Origin of the sequence: Nocardia sp. NPDC051911 (assembly GCF_040681035.1) — a bacterium.
Lineage (GTDB): Bacteria > Actinomycetota > Actinomycetes > Mycobacteriales > Mycobacteriaceae > Nocardia > Nocardia sichangensis.
Window position 1 is genome coordinate 190,794 of the sequence record NZ_JBFAXY010000003.1, and the last position, 18,774, is coordinate 209,567.

14 protein-coding genes are annotated in these 18,774 nt (G+C 68.4%); 8 read left to right on the top strand and 6 right to left on the bottom strand.

Features of this window, described 5'->3' with window-relative positions:
- Positions 1-9: 9 nt before the first annotated feature.
- Together AB0L97_RS05560 and AB0L97_RS05565 are read right to left on the bottom strand one after the other, a co-directional pair.
- A complete protein-coding gene (locus tag AB0L97_RS05560) occupies positions 10-2,391 on the bottom strand; it encodes a SpoIIE family protein phosphatase (RefSeq protein WP_364425528.1) in 2,382 nt (793 codons plus the stop codon).
- The gene (locus tag AB0L97_RS05565; RefSeq protein ID WP_364425530.1) at positions 2,391-6,920 is read right to left on the bottom strand and encodes a HAMP domain-containing protein; all 4,530 of its coding nucleotides are present in this window, start codon (positions 6,918-6,920) and stop codon (positions 2,391-2,393) included. The genes AB0L97_RS05560 and AB0L97_RS05565 overlap by 1 nt, the downstream gene beginning before the upstream one ends.
- Positions 6,921-7,500: 580 nt before the next feature.
- Between AB0L97_RS05565 and AB0L97_RS05570 the strand changes: the two genes are divergently transcribed.
- Positions 7,501-8,055: a VanZ family protein gene (locus AB0L97_RS05570; RefSeq protein WP_364425532.1), complete on the top strand. Its 555-nt coding sequence runs from the start codon at positions 7,501-7,503 to the stop codon at positions 8,053-8,055.
- 221 nt (positions 8,056-8,276) lie between these two features.
- On the opposite strand, the gene AB0L97_RS05575 is transcribed toward AB0L97_RS05570, so the two are convergent.
- Positions 8,277-9,026, bottom strand: coding sequence for a hypothetical protein (locus AB0L97_RS05575; protein WP_364425534.1), 750 nt, complete (start codon positions 9,024-9,026; stop codon positions 8,277-8,279).
- Between the two features lie 241 nt (positions 9,027-9,267).
- On the opposite strand from AB0L97_RS05575, the gene AB0L97_RS05580 reads away from it, so the two are divergent.
- The 5 genes from AB0L97_RS05580 (at position 9,268) to AB0L97_RS05600 (ending at position 14,386) form a co-directional block, all read left to right on the top strand.
- Positions 9,268-9,492 carry a hypothetical protein gene (locus tag AB0L97_RS05580; protein WP_364425536.1) on the top strand — a complete coding sequence of 75 codons (225 nt, stop codon included), beginning with the start codon at positions 9,268-9,270 and terminating at the stop codon, positions 9,490-9,492.
- A 385-nt stretch (positions 9,493-9,877) separates the two neighbouring features.
- On the top strand, positions 9,878-10,546 hold the full coding sequence (locus AB0L97_RS05585) for a GntR family transcriptional regulator (protein ID WP_364425538.1): 669 nt from the start codon (positions 9,878-9,880) through the stop codon (positions 10,544-10,546).
- A gap of 63 nt (positions 10,547-10,609) precedes the next feature.
- Entirely contained in the window at positions 10,610-11,998 is a 1,389-nt protein-coding gene (locus AB0L97_RS05590; RefSeq protein WP_364425540.1) for an allophanate hydrolase, read from the top strand.
- Positions 11,995-12,747 carry a cysteine hydrolase gene (locus tag AB0L97_RS05595; RefSeq protein ID WP_364425542.1) on the top strand — a complete coding sequence of 251 codons (753 nt, stop codon included), beginning with the start codon at positions 11,995-11,997 and terminating at the stop codon, positions 12,745-12,747. Before AB0L97_RS05590 ends, AB0L97_RS05595 begins: the two co-directional genes overlap by 4 nt.
- Entirely contained in the window at positions 12,722-14,386 is a 1,665-nt protein-coding gene (locus tag AB0L97_RS05600) for a regulator (protein ID WP_364425544.1), read from the top strand. Before AB0L97_RS05595 ends, AB0L97_RS05600 begins: the two co-directional genes overlap by 26 nt.
- A 168-nt stretch (positions 14,387-14,554) precedes the next feature.
- On the opposite strand, the gene AB0L97_RS05605 is transcribed toward AB0L97_RS05600, so the two are convergent.
- Positions 14,555-15,211 carry a hypothetical protein gene (locus tag AB0L97_RS05605; protein ID WP_364425546.1) on the bottom strand — a complete coding sequence of 219 codons (657 nt, stop codon included), beginning with the start codon at positions 15,209-15,211 and terminating at the stop codon, positions 14,555-14,557.
- A gap of 61 nt (positions 15,212-15,272) precedes the next feature.
- Entirely contained in the window at positions 15,273-15,683 is a 411-nt protein-coding gene (locus AB0L97_RS05610) for a helix-turn-helix domain-containing protein (RefSeq protein ID WP_364425548.1), read from the bottom strand.
- 80 nt (positions 15,684-15,763) lie between these two features.
- Between AB0L97_RS05610 and AB0L97_RS05615 the strand changes: the two genes are divergently transcribed.
- The gene (locus AB0L97_RS05615) at positions 15,764-16,672 is read left to right on the top strand and encodes an NmrA family NAD(P)-binding protein (RefSeq protein ID WP_364425550.1); all 909 of its coding nucleotides are present in this window, start codon (positions 15,764-15,766) and stop codon (positions 16,670-16,672) included.
- A gap of 92 nt (positions 16,673-16,764) precedes the next feature.
- The gene (locus tag AB0L97_RS05620) at positions 16,765-17,037 is read left to right on the top strand and encodes a hypothetical protein (RefSeq protein WP_364425552.1); all 273 of its coding nucleotides are present in this window, start codon (positions 16,765-16,767) and stop codon (positions 17,035-17,037) included.
- A 24-nt stretch (positions 17,038-17,061) separates the two neighbouring features.
- Here AB0L97_RS05620 and AB0L97_RS05625 read toward each other — a convergent pair whose 3' ends face one another.
- Entirely contained in the window at positions 17,062-18,768 is a 1,707-nt protein-coding gene (locus AB0L97_RS05625) for an FAD-dependent oxidoreductase (protein WP_364425554.1), read from the bottom strand.
- Between the last annotated feature and the right edge of the window lie 6 nt (positions 18,769-18,774).

Genomic DNA, 18,774 nt, shown 5'->3' on the forward strand with positions numbered 1-18,774 from the left:
CGGCCGGTCTCAGCTGCCCGGGGAGTCTTGACCCGGCCCCACTTGAATACCCACCACGCACGTGTCGTCGTCGGTATCGGCATCGCTGCCGTCGAGCAATTCGTCCAGGCGCTCGTCCAGGGTTCCGCTGAGCTGTGCCGACCTCACGAGCAACCGTTCGATGCAGTCGTCCAGCAGCCGGTCTCGGCGCTCGATCAGCCCATCGGTGTAGAGCAGGAGAGTGTCGTCCGGCTCCAGTTGCAGTTCGGCTTCCTCGAACGTCGTCTCCGCCACAGCTCCGAGGAGCATCCCTTGGAGCAGGGGCAAGCTGGACGCCTGGCCTGCGCGCACCAGCACCGGCGGCAGGTGGCCCGCGCGGGCCCAGCGCAGGACGCGGGTCTGTGGGTCGTAGAGCCCGCAGATGGCGGTGGCGAAGATGTTGTCGGTCAGGTGGTGGGCCACCAGGTTCAGCCACGTCAGCATCTGCCCTGGACCTGCGCCGGTGGCGGCGAGGCCACGCAGGGCGTTGCGGAGCACCACCATGCCTGTGGCTGCCTTGACGCCGTGGCCGGTGATGTCGCCGACGGACACCAGGATCTGCTTGGAAGGCAGCACGACCGCGTCGTACCAGTCTCCGCCGACGGTGTATTCCTGCTCGGCGGGCCGGTATCGCACCGCTATGCGCAGACCGAACGCCTCGATGGACGGCTGCGCGTCCGGCATGATCGCCTGCTGGAGCTGCCGGGCCAGCTGGCTCTGTTCGGCGGCGTGCTGCTCGCTGTGCGCCAGCCGGTCGCGTGTCGCGGACAGCGCGACCTCGGTCCAGTGCTGCGCGGAGATGTCCTGATAGGCGCCGCGGATGGCGGCCAGGTGACCTGCCTCCAGGACCGGCTCGGCGACGATCCGGATGTGCCGGGTCACGCCGTCCGGCCGGATCAACCGGAAGGCCGTGGAAGCCGAGCGGCGGTAGCGCAGCAAGGTCCGCAGGAACCGGTCGACGGCATTCGCATCGTCGTCGTGGACGTGCCCCGGCAGTTGCGCGAGCGGGATCGGCTCCGCGGTGGGCGCGAGCCCGTAGAGAGCGAAAAGTTGACTGCTCCAGGTGATCTCGCCGCTTGCGGCGTTCTCTTCGAACCCGCCGACGCGGCCGAGGCGCTGTGCGTGCTGCAGCAGCGCCGCCAGCCGCGCCGTCTCGTCCTCCACCCGCCATACCAGCAGCACGGTGTCGCCGTGGCGGCTGATGCTGAGGGCGGTCGAGACGGTCAGCGGCACTTGGCCGACCAGTTCGGTCAGCATCATTCGGTCGGCACGGTAGGTCTCGCCGGTGGCGAAGACGTGCTCGATCCGCTCGAACAGCTGCCTGTCACTCGCCGCCATGGGGTACGCCTCGAGCAGCAACGCGCCGTTGACCAGGCCGCGCGGACGCCCGGCCGGGTCGACGAAGCAACTGTTGACGTGGTGGATGCGGAAGTCGGCGAGCGCGCCGTCCTCGCCGAGGTGGGGCAGCAGCACGAGCGCCGGGTCGAAAAGGCCGTCCGCGAGTCGCACGAGATCCGCGACACCGGGGCGGTCCGGCGCCCGCACGGCGGCGAGGTCCGCCTCCAAGGTGTGTGCGCACAGCTCGGCCAGTGCCTCCAACTGCCGGAGCACCTGGGGCGGCTGTGGTTCGAGCGGTTGCGGCCAGCACACCTCGAGGACGCCGAGCAGCTTGCCCCCCGCGCCCGCCGGAATCGCCGCCCTGCCGCCCTCGCGGTCACCGATGGACGGCGGCCCGGCCCGGTTCAGGTCATCGATCCATACCGCGTTGCGCTCCATCAGCGCCTGCCGGGCCGGAGTCACCACACCGGGCGGCACGTATCGCCAGCGCTCGGCCTCGTGGGGGCCGATGCCGGCGAAACCGGACAGGGTCAGCGACGCGTCGGCGCCTGCGGACCAGATCGCCACGGCGGTGGCGCCCAGCGGCGTCAGAGCGTGCTCCAGCACCGACTCCGCGACACGTTGACTGTCACCGGCTGCAAGCAGCCCGCTTTCGGCCGTACGCAAGCGCACGGCCGCGGATGGCTCTCCCGGTGAGGCGGCGCGCAGCAAGAACTCGCCCACCACCGCGCTGACCTTGTCCTGGGCCGACTGGTCGACCAGTTCGGCGGCCAACTCGAGCGGTGTGATGCCCGCTCGCTCGGCGAGGGCCTCGAGTTGCCGTGCCGCCTGCGCGGGCCCGCAGTGCAGCCGTTCGACCAGAACGCCTTTGGCCATCTCGATCAGCGCGCGTCCGTCGGCGGTGGCCTGGGCCTGTTGGATTTGCGCACGCAGCCGCTCTACGGTGGCCGCGAGGCGGTGGACCGCGGGGCCAACGGGCGAGGGAGCGTCAGCTGCCGCGCCGGCCTCGGTGTAGGGGTTGTCCAGGTCGGTCATCAGGCATCCAGCCAGTGCTGGATGCACGCGATCAAGGCGTCCGCGTCGACCGGTTTGGTGACGTAGTCGTTGGCTCCGGAGGCGAGGCTCTTCTCGCGGTCGCCCAGCATCGCCTTGGCTGTCACGGCGATGATCGGCAGGCTCTCGTACCGTGGCATCTCGCGGATCGTCGCCGTCGCGGTGTAGCCGTCCATCTCGGGCATCATCACGTCCATCAGGACCAGGTCCGTCTCCGGGTGGGCGATGAGCTTGTCGATGCCCTCCCGCCCGTCCTCCGCGTGCAGAACGCTCATGCCGTGCAGTTCGAGGATGCTGCTGAGCGCGAAGAGGTTGCGGGCGTCGTCGTCGATGATGAGCACCGTGCGGCCGGCGAGCTTGCCGTCCGGCCGCTGTGGCGCCGGGGCGGATGCGTCTTCGCGACGGACCAAGGGCAGCATGTCGCCGGGTGCCTCGGCGGTGACGTGCAGCGCGATCCGCTCCCGCAGATCGTCCAGGCTGGACAGCAGCTCCAGCGGCTGGCTTGTGGCGCGATGTTGCAGCATGCGTTCCTGCTCGGCGTCGAGCCGGCGGTTGTGAACCAGTACCGGGACGCTTCTCAATGCGACGTCCCCGTCCATCGTCTCCAGGAACCGCAGCGCGGCGCCGTCGGGCAAGTCCAGCTCGAGCACGACGCAATGGAACGCTTCGGCGGCCATCGCCGCCACCGCCTCTTCCACCCCCACCGTAGTGACGACCTGAACCGGACCACGCGGGTCGTTGCTGTCGGCCAGTTCGGCGACAGCGCTCTGCGCGACCAGCGACAGCAGGCCTTGCGGGCGCTCCTCGACGACCAGGAGCCTGCGGTGCTGTTGAGGTGTGGGAGCATGGGTGCGCTCCGGCCGACTGTCGGCCTGCTGCGTGTCGTCCCGCTCGCGAGGCGGCGCCTCCTGGAAGTCCGGCCGCGCCACCGGGAGGTAGAGGGTGAACGTGCTGCCCTCGCCCAGCGTGCTTTCGGCGCTGATGGCGCCGCCGAGCAGGTAGGCGATCTCCCGGCTGATCGACAGACCCAGGCCGGTGCCGCCGTACTTGCGGCTGGTGGTGCCGTCGGCCTGCTGGAAGGCGCCGAAGATCGACTCGAGCTGGTGTTCGGCGATGCCGATCCCGGTGTCGATCACCCGGAACGCGACGGCCGGGCCGTGCTGGCGCACTGCGGCGGGCAACTCGCTCGCCTCCGCCGGTTCGATCCGCAGCTGTACCGACCCGGTCTCGGTGAACTTGACCGCGTTGGACAGCAGGTTCCGCAGCACCTGCCGCAGCCGCGAGTCGTCGGTGAGCAGGTCCGACGGCAGGCCGGGTGCGGTCGTGACGCGGAAGCGCAGACTCTTCTGGGTGGTCATCGGCCGGAAGGTGGCCTCGAAGTAGTCCAGCAACTGACGCAACGACACGCGTTCGGGCGTGAGGTCCATCTTGCCCGCCTCCACCTTGGACAGGTCGAGGATGTCGTTGATCAGCTGGAGCAGATCCGAGCCCGCCGAGTGGATGATGCCCGCGTACTCCACCTGCTTGGGCGTGAGATTGCGGCTCGGGTTCTGGGCCAGCAGCTGGGCGAGGATGAGCAGACTGTTGAGCGGGGTGCGCAGCTCATGGCTCATGTTGGCCAAGAATTCCGATTTGTACTTCGACGCGAGCGCGAGTTCTTGGGCACGGGTCTCGAGTTCCTGCCGCGCCTGCTCGATCTGAAGGTTCTTGGCTTCGATGTCGCGGTTCTGCATGGCCAGCAGTGCCGCCTTGTCCTCCAGCTCGGCGTTGGATCGCTGCAGTTCCTCCTGCTGCACTTGCAATTCCTCGGAACGGGCTTGCAGTTCGGTGGTCAGGCGCTGGGATTCGACCAGTAGCTCGTCGGTGCGGGCGTTGGCGATGATGGTGTTGACGTTGACGCCGACGGTTTCCATCAGCTGGTCGAGGAAATCCCCGTGGATGCGGGTGAAGCGGTGCACGGAAGCCAGCTCGATCACGCCGAGGACCTGTTCCTCCACCACGATCGGCAACATGAGCAGGTTGACCGGTGCGGTCTGCCCGAGCCCGGAGGAGATGGTGACGTAATCGCCAGGCACATTCTCCACCGCGATCGTGCGGCGACTGCGTGCGGCCTGGCCTACCAGGGACTGGCCGAAGGCGAACCGCGACGGGCTGCCCGGTTCCTCCGGGCTGCCATAGGAGCTGATCAGCCGCAGCTCCGGCCGCTCGTCGCTGTCGTCGGCGAGGTAGAACGCGCCGAACTGCGCGGAAACCAACGGCACCAGCTCGTCCATGATCAGCCCGGCCACCACGTGCAGGTCGCGTTGACCCTGCATGAGACCGGAGATACGAGCGAGATTGGTCTTCAGCCAGTCCTGATCCTGGTTGGCTTTGGTGGTCTCGCGCAGCGACTCCACCATCGCGTTGATGTTGTCCTTCAACTCCGCGACCTCGCCGGAGGCCTCCACGGTGATGGAGCGGGTCAGGTCGCCCTCGGCGACGGCGCTGGTGACCGCGGCGATCGCGCGGACCTGGCGGGTCAGGTTGCCCGCCAACTCGTTGACGTTCTCGGTCAGCCGTTTCCATGTGCCCGAGACGCCCTCGACCTCGGCCTGGCCACCCAGCCGCCCCTCCGATCCCACCTCGCGGGCGACGCGGGTGACCTCGGCCGCGAACGCGGACAGCTGGTCGACCATCGTGTTGATCGTGGTCTTCAACTCGAGGATCTCGCCGCGCGCGTCCACGTCGATCTTGCGGGTCAGATCGCCTTGCGCGACCGCGGTGGTGACCTGGGCGATGTTGCGGACCTGGTTGGTCAGATTGTTCGCCATGGAGTTGACGTTGTCGGTCAAGTCCTTCCACGTGCCCGCCACATTCGGCACGCGTGCCTGGCCGCCGAGCATGCCCTCGGTGCCGACCTCGCGGGCGACGCGAGTGACCTCGTCGGCGAACGCGGACAGCGTGTCGACCATCGTGTTGATCACCCCGGCAAGCGCCGCGACCTCGCCCTTCGCCTCCACGGTGATCTTCTGACTCAGATCACCGCGCGCCACCGCCGTGGCGACCTGAGCGATCGAACGCACCTGGCCGGTCAGGTTCGACGCCATCACGTTGACGTTGTCGGTCAGGTCCTTCCACGTGCCCGACACGCCCCGCACAGTCGCCTGGCCACCGAGATTGCCCTCGGTGCCGACCTCGCGGGCCACGCGGGTGACCTCGTCGGCGAATGCCGAGAGCTGATCGACCATCGTGTTGATGGTCTCTTTCAGCTCCAGGATCTCGCCGCGGGCGTCCACCCTGATCTTCTGACTCAGATCGCCACGGGCCACCGCGGTGGTGACCTGGGCGATCGAACGCACCTGCGCGGTGAGGTTGTCGCCCATGACGTTGACCGACTCGGTGAGGTCCTTCCAGGTACCTGAGACGCCCTTCACGTCCGCCTGCCCGCCCAGCCTGCCCTCGGTGCCGACCTCGCGGGCCACGCGGGTGACCTCGTCGGCGAACGCCGAGAGCTGATCGACCATCGTGTTGATGGTGCTCTTCAGCTCCAGGATCTCGCCACGGGCGTCCACTCTGATCTTTTGCGACAGATCACCCTGCGCCACCGCGGTTGCCACCTGAGCGATCGAACGCACCTGCGCGGTCAGGTTGCCCGCCATGAAGTTCACCGAGTCGGTGAGGTCGCGCCAGGTGCCGGAGACGCCCTTCACATCCGCCTGGCCACCGAGGATGCCCTCGGTGCCCACCTCGCGCGATACCCGCGTGACCTCGTCGGCGAAGGACGACAGCTGATCGACCATCGTGTTGATGGTGTTCTTCAGCTCGAGGATCTCGCCACGGGCGCTCACTGTGATCTTTTGGCTCAAGTCGCCTCGCGCCACCGCGGTCGTCACCTGCGCGATGTTGCGGACCTGGTCGGTCAGGTTGCCCGCCATGAAGTTCACCGAAGCGGTGAGGTCGCGCCACACGCCACCGACGCCGGGCACCTCCGCCTGACCGCCGAGCCGGCCCTCCGAACCTACTTCGCGCGCGACGCGGGTGACCTCGTCCGCGAACGCGGACAGCTGGTCCACCATCGTGTTGACCGTGTTCTTCAGCTCGAGGATCTCACCGCGTGCGTCCACGTCGATCTTCTGGGACAGGTCGCCCCGCGCCACCGCGGTCGCGACCTGGGCGATGTCGCGCACCTGGCTGGTGAGGTTGCCCGCCATCGCGTTCACCGAGTCGGTGAGGTCCTTCCAGGTGCCGGACACGCCGGGCACCTCGGCTTGACCACCCAGCCGCCCGTCCGTGCCGACCTCGCGCGCGACCCGGGTGACTTCCGAGGTGAACAGCGACAGCTGGTCCACCATGCCGTTGAACACCGTCGCGATCTCGCCGAGCAACCCGTCGGCGTCCGTCGGCAACCGGGTGCCGAAATCGCCGTCGCGCACGGCTGTCAATCCGGCCAGTAGCTGGCGCAACTCGACCTGATCCGCGGCCGTGACAGCCTGCCTCGATGCGGTGCGGGCAGGTGCCGCCGTGTCTGTCATGCTCATCCTCGCTCTGCCCCACCCCATTCGGACGCGATGCCGCGCACGACGGGATCGCCGACCAGCGGTGCTGTGCTGGCTGCTGAACACAGAGACACCCGCGCATATCGCTTCGAAACTATCATTCACGAGACGCGATGCCCGGCGTCCGGTTTCGCGGAACCGATTTGGAAGGGCCCAACGGCCCAGCCCGCAGCAGCATGGCCATCAGGTTCGGCACGCGAAAGGAGCGCTGCATCCAGCCATGCGGCTGTGATGCGTGCGCGGCATGCAAGGGGACGGAAGTCGCCAATGGTAAGCATGCGAGATCGGTCGAGAGAGGGACCTTCGCCAAGGCTCGTTCAATCCAGCTGAGTTGGGGGCCGGGCACCGCCCCGTGACCGCTTCGCTCAGCGCGCACAGCGGCTACTTAAGACTGGTGTCAGGGCTTTTGCCGCTCACCCGACTTCAGGAACCTCCGCCGGGCATGGGTGGCGATGGGTGGAGCTGTGCGGGTGGCGATTTCGGCCAAGTCTGTGGCGCTGGTGATTTGGGTGATACTGGCGGGGTGAACGGGACTTGGGAGGCGTGGGGCGGGGTCGTGGTGGCCGCGATCGCCGCGATACCGGTAGCCGGTCTCGTGGCCTGGTGGCTGGTTGGGCGGCGCGGGTGGCGGGCGGCGCTGTGCGATGTCGGGATGGTGACGGGTACCGCGCCGTGGTTGTGGATGATCCTCACGCCGACCGGAACGGGTCGTTCGCTGAATCTTGTGCCGCTGCGTGATCTGGCCCAGCAACTGGCCGACGACCGGGTGATCGAGCAGTTCGGCGGGAATCTGTTGGTCTTCGCCGCACTCGGCTTCCTGTTGCCCGTGCGCCGACCCTGGTTCGCCCGCTCGTACCGCATCCTGTTGGCGGGAGCAGCAGCTTCGATCGCGGTGGAGACTGCACAGTTCGCCCTCGCAATCGGCCGTCACGCATCCGTCGACGACGTGCTGTTGAACGCGGCCGGTGCATGCCTGGCGGGCCAGCTTTCACGACATCTGTGGGCGTCGCGCGCAATTACCGGCCGTTCCGAGCCGGCTTTACCCGAAGAGCCGACACGGGGCATCGTCTCCGAGCGATACGGCGTCCTCCAGCCCACCTTCCCCGAGTAGGGAGATCATCGAGAAAGTGCGTGGCCGCTGGGGCGATGCCAGCCATGCGCGACGAGTTGCCCCGATCAACAGATCCCACACTGGAGACCGATCCCGCTGGATGCACGGAAATCGGCATGAGCGCGCACTCGAGTTCACTAGAGCCAGCTCGGTGATCGGCCGGGGGAGTGGTTCCGAGGTGTTGCCGAGCGGCGGTTGGACCCGTGAGCCGCGTGTAGAGATTATTCGGCTTCGGAACGAAGAGTTGAGCTCTCAACAGGGGTTTGACGTGCAGCGCGAGCGAAACTCTGTTCCCCGTCGGGTGAAAGCCGTTCGCTGCCGGGTGGGTGGATGGGCTCCGGGCGAGTGATGACCAAGCGGCGGATGGCTCGCATGTACTCGTCCTCGGGTGAAAGCGGTTCGCTGCCGGGAGGATAGAGCGGCTCCGGGCGAGTTCCGAATAGGTAGTCGCGGAAGGCTCGCAGGTACTCGTCCAGGTCCCGTTGATCGGCGAACCTGGTTTCGGTCCCGTCGAACCATTCATCCGGTGTCGGGCGCCACGCGATCATGTAGTCGAGAGCTTCGCGCACCATGTCCCCGTAGGTCGGATCCGTGGCGCAGACGGCGCGAAGCGCTGGGGCGCTGAGCCGCATTCCGCGGCCGTACTCGGCGTGGTGCATGGTCACCAGCGGCCACAGCAGCCCATTGATATGCGGGATTTCGTCCCGCCATGTGGTTTTCGTGTGCAGTGTCTCGCTGACCCGCATTCGGCGGCCCGATGCTGTGACGGGTGCCGGGTATTCGGAAGGCGCGCCTCTTCGGTCGATGGCGCGGGTCGGCCCGGTTTCAAGATTCACGGGTGGATACCACACGCCGCGCCACACCGGGACTCCGAGATAGCGAGGATTCACCGGCAGTGGCTCGGCCAGTGAGATGTCGGCCGTAATTCGGCGCACAGGTGGCATCGGTTCGTCGGGGAACAGCTTCGCCACCATCGACAGGCAATCCGGTACGTCGAATCCAGTCACGCCGACGCCCTGCCGGAACCGTGGGTCGGAGCACTGCTGTGGGTCGAATCTGATCCAGTACCGCCGCGGCGTGGTCATCCGCGATTTCCTTCCATCGGCATCAATGTCGAACGCTGACCCGATGGTCCCAGAGCTGATCGGCGTCTACCACTCGATAATCGGCAGAAGCGGATGTTCGTCGAGTTCGGACGTAGGGTGAGGTCCCGTGGAGTCAGACAGCAAGCTAGAGGACTTACGGTCGGTGCTCTCCTGCGTTTTCGAGAAGCTCGGTGCCGAGAGCCTCACCGAGCCCGACCGGATCGAGTTGGTGGCCCGCGCCGAGGTGGTTCAGGACCAGATCGACGCGATCGAGGATGTCATCGACGACGAGGAGCGCGTACGCGTGGGAACGACGCCCGTGCCGGAGCCTTCGGGTGATCGGCTGTTCTGAGGCGGCGCTGAACCGCCCGGGTCGCGACAACACAGCGCGTTCGAAGCCGAGACTCGGAGTGCTCGCGCAGCGCATCAGCGCAGTCCTCGTTCGGTAGCGGTGGCCGCCGATGCGCGCGGCGCCAGTGTCGAATTCGGTGAACCGCTTCAGATTGTTCATGCCGCACGTGGCGCTCCCCGAGGCAGTGGAACAAGGTCGAGGCTGCAACGGGATCTGGCTGCCCGCCAATGACACGGCGCGCGGGCACGGCATCCAGTGATCGTCGCCGACACCTGGAACGGCTGGTACTACAGCTCCGCCGACGTCACGGTGACCACGGCGGCCTTCCTGTCCTGGGCGGGTCCGGGGCAGCGGCCGCCGAACACCCCGTTCGTAGACTCGAAGCATGACGGTGCGTGCTGAGGAGACCGTGCTGCCGCCGAGCCTGGTGGATTTGGCGGTGCGGCATGTGCGGTCGGAGGTACTGAGCGGGGCGTACGCGCCGGGCGATCGGATCGGCGAGGAGGCGCTGTGCGCCCGGCTGGGCACCAGCCGGGCGCCGGTGCGGGAGGCGCTGCGGCTGCTGGTGCAGGAGGGGCTCATCGAGCATCTGCCGCGCCGCGGCTTCCGGGTGGTGGTGTGGTCGGCCACGGACGTGCGGCAACTGTTCGAGCTGCGGCGGGTCCTGGAGCGGCACGCGGTGGAGAGCGCGTTTCCGCTGCCAGCCACGGGAGATCCGCTGCGCGCGGTGCGCGCCGCGCTGGCCGACATGCGGGCGGCCGACGGCTGCGGCGACGACTTCGAGCGGGACAACGCGCACCGCCGCTTCCACGCCGCGATCGTCGCGCTGGCCGGCCATCGGCAGCTGGATCTGGCCTATGCGCCGATCCTGCTGAAGCTGCAGCTGCCGATGGCCCGCAACCTGCGGGAGGAGGCGCGGGCCACGCACCGCCGCGACGGGGTGCGCCGGCACGCCGCGCTGCTGGCCGCCCTGGAGACCAACGACCGGGACATCGTGCTGGAGGAGATGCGCACGCACGGCGAGCTGGCCTACCTCGATTTCGAATTCCGCTGACCGGCAACACAGCCGAAACACACGAATACACCGGGCTTCACGCATTCTGTCGACAATCGACAAATGCGCAGCACGGGACCCAGCATCGCCGAGATCCTGCATTCACACGAAAGCGGTAGCGGCTCACCGACGAACACCGCGGCGCGGGTCGCCGACGCGATCGCCGCCAACGGCGACGACGGCACCTGGATCACGCCGGTGCCCCGCGCGCAACTGCTGGCCGCGGCGGCCGAGATCGAGCGGCGGCCGGGCGCGCGCACGCTGCCGCTGTACGGCGTGCCGTTCGGGGTGAAGGACAGCATCGATGTCGCGGGCTGGCCCACCACCCTGGCCTGCCCCGACTTCGCCTATACGGCAACCGGAACCGCCCCGGCGGTGCAGCGCCTGCTGGACGCGGGCGCGCTGTTCGTCGGCAAGACCAACCTGGATCAGTTCGCCACCGGGCTGAACGGCACCCGCACCCCATACACCATCCCGCGCAGCGTCTTCGGCGGCGACCTCGTCTGCGGCGGGTCCAGCTCCGGCTCCGCGCGGGCGGTGGCCCTGGGCGAGGTGCCGTTCTGCGTGGCCACCGATACCGCCGGGTCCGGCCGGGTCCCGGCCGCGCTCAACGGCATCGTCGGCTGGAAGCCGTCGCGCGGGTTGATCAGCGCGGTCGGGCTGGTCCCGGCGTGCAAGTCGCTGGACTGCGTCACCCTCACCGCGACCTCGATCGAGGACCTCGACCGGGTCTTCGACGTGATCGCGGCGGTGGACCCGGACGATCCCTGGAGCCGCCCCCGCGGGCCGCGCCACCGCGGCGGTCGGCTGCGCGCCGGGCTGCCCGCCGCGGCGGAGCTGGAGTTCTTCGGCGACACGGTGTTCCGTGATGCGCACCTGACGCTGCGGGAGCGCCTGTCCGGGCTCGGATTCGACTGCGTGACGACCACTCTGGAGCCGTTCCTGGCGGCGGGCGAGCTGCTCTATCAGGGCCCCTGGGTGGCCGAGCGGCTGGTGGAGTTCGGCGACTTCCTGGCCGATCATCCGGACTCGATACTGCCGACAGTGCGCGAAATCCTCACCGGTGGCTACCGGTTCGACGCGGTGGACGTGTTCCGGGCGCAGCAGCGGCTACAACGGCTGCGCGCGCGAGTGGCCCGGATGTGGGCCGACTTCGACGTGCTGGTGCTGCCGGCTATCGGCACCACCTTCACCGTGGCGCAGGTGCTGGCCGATCCTGTCGCCACCAACACCGTGCTCGGGCACTACACCCATTTCGGGAATCTGCTCGACCTCACCGCCGTGGCGGTGCCGGTGGGCGTGACCGGCGACGGGCGGCCGCTGTCGGTCATGGTGGCCGGTCCCGCGCTCGCTGACGACACCGTGCTGGCGGCCGCGGCGCGCATCCTCGACGAACCCCGCACGGTGGTGACCGCCACGGCCGCCGCCCGAGCAGCGAAGGAGCGACAGTGACCGCCACACAGTCCATTCCGGCGCGGCCGGGACCCTTCCGATACGAGCCGGGCACCCTGGCCCTGCTGATCATCGATATGCAGCGCGACTTCCTGCTGCCCGGCGGCTTCGGCGAGAGCCTCGGCAACGACGTCGGACTGCTGCGCACGGTGATCGAGCCGCTGCGCGCGCTGCTGGCCGCCGCCCGCGAGGCGGGGGTGCCGGTGCTGCACACCCGGGAGGGTCACCGGCCCGACCTGTCCGATTGCCCCCCGTCGAAGCTGTTGCGCGGCAACCCCTCCCAGCGCATCGGCGACCCGGGGCGGTTCGGCCGCATCCTGATCCGCGGCGAGTACGGCCACGACATCGTCGACGAGCTGGCACCGCTGCCGGACGAGGTCGTGATCGACAAGCCGGGCAAGGGCGCCTTCTACGCCACCGGCCTCGCCGACGAACTGCAGCGCGGGGGCATCCGCTCCCTGCTGGTCACCGGGGTCACCACCGAGGTGTGCGTGCACACCACCGTGCGCGAAGCCAACGACCGGGGCTACGAGTGCCTGGTCGTGTCCGACTGCGTCGGTTCCTATTTCCCCGAATTCCAGCGAGTGGGGCTGGAGATGATCGCGGCACAGGGCGGCATTTTCGGCTGGGTCGCCGATTCGGCCGCTGTCGTCGCCGCGCTGACCACCCCCGCCCAGCTCGCCCCTTCCGCCGATACGCCCGGTCTAGTGAACAGGAAAGCCGATGTCCCTCGAAACGCAACCCAGTGACACTGCACCCGCCGAGGAACCCGCCGCCCTCCGCTTGCCCTGGTGGACGCGCGGCGACACCAACGCCTACTTCGGGCTCTGCTTCAACATCCTGGTCAACGTGCTCACCCTCACCACGCTGTCCATCACGGTGGTGAACATCTCCAGCAAGGACGTGCTGGGCAGCGTGCTGCCCGCGCTGGGGGTGGCCCTGGTGCTCGGCAACCTCTACTACGTGCTGCTGGCCCGCCGCCTCGCTCGCCGCGAACAGCGGGCGACGGTGACGGCGCTGCCGTACGGACCCAGCGTGCCGCACATGTTCATCGTGGTGTTCGTGGTCATGCTGCCGATCTATCTGGGCAGCCACGATCCGCTGAAGGCGTGGTCGGCGGGCCTGGCCTGGGCGTTCCTGATCGGCGTGATCGTCATGATCGGCGGCTTCGTGGGCCCCTACATCCGCCGCATCACCCCGCGCGCGGCAATGCTCGGCACGCTGGCGGGCATCTCGATCACGTTCATCTCCATGCGCCCGGCCGCGCAGATGTGGGAGGCCGCGTGGATCGCGCTGCCCGTGCTTGCGATCATCCTGATCGGCTTCTTCACCGACGTGCGGCTGCCCGGCAACGTCCCGGTCGGCCTGGTGGCGCTGCTGATCGGCACGGCGATCGGCTGGATCGGCGGGTTCATGTCGGTGCCGGACGTCAGCAAGGCCGCGCACGACATCGCGATCGGGCTGCCGACCCTGCACCTGCACTTGCTGTTCACCGGCCTCGGCAATCTCAGCCCGCTGCTGGCCACGGCGATTCCGCTGGGCGTCTACAACTTCACCGAGGCGATGAGCAACGTGGAGAGCGCCGCGGCGGCGGGCGACAACTACAACCTGCGCAGCGTGCTGCTCGCCGACGGGCTCGGCGCCGTCGTCGGCTCAGGCTTCGGCTCGCCGTTCCCGCCCGCGGTCTACATCGGCCATCCGGGCTGGAAGGACGCCGGCGGGCGCACCGGATACTCGCTGGCCAGCGGCGTCACCATCGGCGTGATGTGCCTGCTGGGGCTGTTCGGGGTGCTCGCCACCCTGCTGCCGATCCCGGCGATCGTGCCGATTCTGCTGTATATCGGCGTGCTGATCGGCGCACAGGCGTTCCAGGCGGTGCCCAAGTTGCACGCCGTGGCGGTGGTCGCGGCGCTGATCCCCAACCTCGCCGAGTGGGCGGTCGGCCAGATCGACAACGCGCTGACGGCGGCCGGTACCACCGCCGACAACGTCGGCGACGCCGCGCTCGGCCAAGCGGGCGTGGTGTACGACGGGCTGAAGACGCTGGGCTCGGGCGGCGTGCTGGCCGGTCTGGTGCTCGGCGCGGTCGTGACCTTCATCCTGGACAAGCGCTTCGTCGCCGCGGCCACCGCGTGCGCCGCCGCCGCGGCACTGAGCTGGATCGGCCTCATCCACGCCGCCCAGATCGCCTGGGCTGCGGCACCGAAGGTGGCGCTGGGCTATCTGTTATGCGGGCTGGTCTGCCTCGCCTACTCGCGGCTGGCCGGGGCTCGGAAGCCGCTCGCGGCGGTCCCGGCAGCGCCCGAACGGCCGACGCGACCGGCAGCGGCCATACCGGCGCAGCCCGAGCCGGTGGCCGCGGAGCCCGCCGCGACGCCGCTCGACTGAGCTAACCCGTTCTGTGTGCCACGGGATTGTCAGACGGGTCTTGCAGCGGGCGGCCCGCGTTGTTGATCAACATATCGAGATTCGCCGATCGGCAGTGGTCTACGACGGTGCGAGCTAGCTCAGCTGCCGACGAGCGGTCGGCTCGGAGGAACACCGACGGTTGCGGTGCTATCCGGCGAACTCGTCGGCGAGGGTGTTCCAGAACATGAGTTCGTAGTTCTGGAAGAGTCTGGCGTACAGGTGGGCGTCGTTCGGATTCAGTCGGTCGGTGTCGATTCCGGCCTGGATTGCGGCGAGGGCCCGCTGTTCATATTCGGGGCTATCGGCCGCGAAGAAGTCGAAGAATGCGCAGGCCGGGTCGTCGAACTTGTAGTTGGTGCGCATGCTGTCGGCGACCACACGGCAATAGCGGCCGAATGCGGCGACATTCGCGTAGATACCGGCAGTCGCTGCGGAGGGTTCGGCGTTGAGCGCCAGCCACGCGACATACGCGGGATAGGCCTGACAACCCGCTCTGGGCGGCTCCATGCCCTGATCTGGTCCGGCCGCCGCCACGAGTGCGTCCAACAGAGCCAGTGCCTGCTGCTCGCCGGGCGGGAGGCCGTCGAGGAACGCTCTGACGTGCGGGTCGTCCGCTCGCGCCGCCATGGCGTGGAAGCTGCGCCAGTCGCTGCTTATGATGCGCTGTTCCTCGGCGGCGATCGCCGCGAATACCGCGCGTGGCGCCCTGCCCACCGAGATCAGCGGAACCATGCGATTGTCGTCGTCGTGCGGGGCCAGCTCGGCCTGGATCCCGTAGAGCAGGTCACGAGCGGTAAGGGTCATCGGGAACCTCCCTGTGGGAATGCTTCCATTCAAGCGCTGTCCGCCCGCCCGCGACAGGTGTTCAGTCGCCGTGCTCGGCATCCCAGTGTCGGCGCGCGTCGGCGATGCGGTCCTTGTGCTCGCGCGACCAATCGGCGAGTGCGCTGATGGCCGCGGCCAGGCTCTGGCCGGTCTCAGTGAGCCGGTATTCGACCTGCGGTGGGATCGTCGGGTACGCGATCCGCTCCACCATGCCGTCGCGGCACAGGCGTTTGGTGGTCAGTGTCAGCATCCGCTGTGAGATGCCCGGAATCGCCCGCTCCAACTCACGGAAACGCCGCACCCCTTTACTCAGTTCGACGATCACCAATACCGTCCACCGATCCCCCAATCGGTCGAGCACATCGCGGATGCCGCAGTCGTCATCGCCACAGGGCCCGTCGGGAATAGTGCCCGCGACCTGCGCGGTGACCGCAGTGTTCGTGACCGACATGAAAGTGCCTCCTTATGCCGCGCGCCGCGGCCGCCGATGCTGGGTCGAATCCAGCAACTACAACAATCGGGAGTGTTGCGATGATCCTGGTAACCGGCATCTCCGGAGCCCTCGGCGGCCTCGTCCACCGCGGCCTGTCCACCCTCGACGACCTGACCGTAGCGGCGGGCAGCCGCTCCGGTGACGACATCACCACGCGTCGTATCGATTTCGACGACCCGGCGACGCTGTTCGCGGGACTGCGGGATGTCGATGTCCTGGTCCTGATTTCGGCCGGATACGCCGAAGACGATGTGGTGTTGGCCCGCCACGGTGCGGTGATCGACGCCGCCAGCGCGGCCGGTGTCCGGCACGTGATCTACACCGGTCTCGCGGGATCCGGCGATCTGATGACCATCGCCCTGCCGCACCGCTGGACCGAAAAACGTCTCGCCGCAGCACCTTTCGACGCGACCGTCCTGCGCAATGGCCTCTACGCGGAGGTGCCGGTCGGCCTCGCCGTCGCCGGTGCCGCCTCCACGGCCGAATCGGGTGTATTCGCGGCGGCATTCGGCACCGGCCGGATCTCGGTGGTGGCGCGCGAGGACCTGGCCGAGGTAGCCGTTCGGGTAGCCGCGGAATCCGAGCGTGATCTGGCTGAGGGGCGGCCCAGCAGACATGCGGGCAAGGTATACGAGCTCGAGGGTGTGACCGCGATCGGTGGCCCGGATATCGCCGAGATCCTGAGCGAATCCCTCAATCGCCCAGTGCGATACGTGCCGATATCGCTCGGCGAAACGCGGGATATGTTGCAGGGCAGTGGATTGGAGCCGTACCAGATCACGCATACCCTCTCGTTGTTCGCGAATCTCGGTGCCGGACTGCTCGAGGCATCTAGCACCGACCTCCTCGAGCTGCTGGCGGGCGCACCGCGCGACGTTCGGACGCTCATCACCGACGCGGTGCAGGCGGGCGGGTTTCAGTCGGCATCGGTGAACGCGTCGCGCTGAACAGCAGGCCGGGCGAGTCAAGAATGTCCAGCTCCTGTGCGATATCGCTGTAGCGCATTCCCGACAAGATCTGGGTCCACGGATCGATCCGCGTGCGCGACGGTCACGCCGCCACACTCACCGCATCCTCGCGCAACAGCGTGAACTACCAGCGTTTCCTCGAAATGCTCGAACCGGCCAACCCCACCGGTGATATCTATGTCATCACCGACAACCTCTCCAGCCACAACAGCAAATCCGCCCGCGAATGGCTCGAGGGTCACCCCCGGATCAAACATGCCTTCATCCTGGTCGGGGCATGCTGGCTCAAGCTGCAAGAGCCGAAACCCAGGACCCTACGCCGCCGTTTTATCTACCACCTTTGAGGAACGCAGCATTAGCAGGATCGGTTAGAGGCGGAACCCGTCTGCGTCGATCGGCAGTGGAATCGTCGGCATCGAGTCCTCCCCATGCGCAACGGCGAGCAAGGCGGGGAACGAGGCGAGTTTGCGCCTCGGCCGTCCCTGAACCGCGCCGAGGTCGCGCTCGGTCCGATCGATCGCCCTCCACTCGTGCACACCGACGGCGGTGGGCCGGCGCTGCCGGACCAGTGCGTCGAGGTCCTGCGGGGTTGTTGCCGGGGCGGGAAGCAATCCCGCGGAATGGTCGGCGAGGAGTGCGGCGACAGTGTCCAGTGCGCATTTCTTGTTGGCGCCGATGCCTCCGGACGGGCCCCGCTTGATCCATCCCGCCGTGTAAACGCCGGGGATGGGTTCGCCGGTGCCGGCGAGGACTCGGCCGAAGTCGTTGGGCAGCACACCGCGGTCATGGTCGAAGGGCAGGCCGGACAGCGCAGCGCCGCGGTAGCCCACCGCCCGGAGTACCAGGCCCGCCTCGATGGTCTCTTCGATTCCGGTCGGGACAGCGCGGACGCCGCCGCCGGGGCCGTGTTCGAGCCGATTGCGGGCCACCCGCACCCCGGTGACTCGTTGATCGCCTGAGATCTCCAGCGGAGAACACAAGTAGCGCAGGACAATACGGCGCGACGCGCTGCGGTGGCGTGTGGTGAGTTCCGCGGCAGCCTGCGCTTTGGCCAGCCCGATCGGGTCCGATCGAAGTGCGGCGAGCTGGTCGGGATCCAACCTGGCCTCGTCGGGCAAGGCGAGGACATCGGCGCCGTCGAGGTCGGTCAGGGCGAGCAGCTCGGGAGTGGTGTACGCGGCCTGCGCGGGGCCGCGCCGGCCGAGCACCACGACTTCCTCGATCGTGCCTGCGGCCAGGGCGGCCAGCGCGTGGTCGGCCATATCGGTGGCGGCGAGCTCCGCGGGATCGGCGACCAGGAGGCGGGCGATGTCGAGGGCGACGTTGCCGTTGCCGACGACGACCGCACGGCGACAGGAGAGATCGAACGTGCGGTCGATGAAGTCCGGGTGGCCGTTGTACCAGTTCACGAACTCGGTTGCCGACGCGCTGCCCGGCAGGTCCTCGCCGGGAATCCCCAGGCGGCGGTCACCGGAGGCCCCATAGGCATAGACGACGGCGTGGTGCGCTGCGGCCAGCTCGTCGTGGGTGATGTGGGTACCGACCTCGACGTTGAGGTGGAAGCGGAAGCGGCCATTGGCGGCGGCGCGCTCGAATACCTCGGTGACGGATTTGGTGGACGGGTGGTCGGGGGCCACGCCGCCTCGCACCAGACCCCACGGTGTGGGCAGCCGGTCGAACATCGTGACTGTCGCGCCCGGATGCTCGAGCAGCTCGAGTGCGGCATACGCGCCCGCGGGCCCGGAGCCCACCACCGCGACTCGAAGCTCCTCGATCTCGGCCCGCGCAGCGGGCGGCGAGGCGTCGGGGATGCCGGGCGGCAGCGGGTTTCGCTGGTAATAGGCCTCCGCCAGGTCCAAGAACCGGCCTGCGGCGGGCGCGGTGTCGCGGGTGATCGCCCCGACCGGGCACTCGGCGACGCAGGCGCCGCAATCGATGCAGCTGGCGGGGTCGATGTAGAGGGCTTCGGCGGAGGCGAAGCCCGGTTCGTCTGGGGTGGGATGGATGCAGCCGACCGGGCACACCGGCACACAGGAGGCGTCGTTGCAGCACGGCTGGGTGATGACGTGGGGCATGGCGTT

Excerpts from the sequence above, each read along its gene's own strand:
- AB0L97_RS05560 (WP_364425528.1), bottom strand. The coding sequence starts at position 2,391 with ATGACCGACCTGGACAACCCCTACACCGAGGCCGGCGCGGCAGCTGAC.
- AB0L97_RS05565 (WP_364425530.1), bottom strand. The coding sequence starts at position 6,920 with ATGACAGACACGGCGGCACCTGCCCGCACCGCATCGAGGCAGGCTGTC.
- AB0L97_RS05585 (WP_364425538.1), top strand. The coding sequence starts at position 9,878 with ATGACGGTGCGTGCTGAGGAGACCGTGCTGCCGCCGAGCCTGGTGGAT.
- AB0L97_RS05590 (WP_364425540.1), top strand. The coding sequence starts at position 10,610 with ATGCGCAGCACGGGACCCAGCATCGCCGAGATCCTGCATTCACACGAA.
- AB0L97_RS05600 (WP_364425544.1), top strand. The coding sequence starts at position 12,722 with ATGTCCCTCGAAACGCAACCCAGTGACACTGCACCCGCCGAGGAACCC.
- AB0L97_RS05605 (WP_364425546.1), bottom strand. The coding sequence starts at position 15,211 with ATGACCCTTACCGCTCGTGACCTGCTCTACGGGATCCAGGCCGAGCTG.
- AB0L97_RS05610 (WP_364425548.1), bottom strand. The coding sequence starts at position 15,683 with ATGTCGGTCACGAACACTGCGGTCACCGCGCAGGTCGCGGGCACTATT.
- AB0L97_RS05615 (WP_364425550.1), top strand. The coding sequence starts at position 15,764 with ATGATCCTGGTAACCGGCATCTCCGGAGCCCTCGGCGGCCTCGTCCAC.
- AB0L97_RS05625 (WP_364425554.1), bottom strand. The coding sequence starts at position 18,768 with ATGCCCCACGTCATCACCCAGCCGTGCTGCAACGACGCCTCCTGTGTG.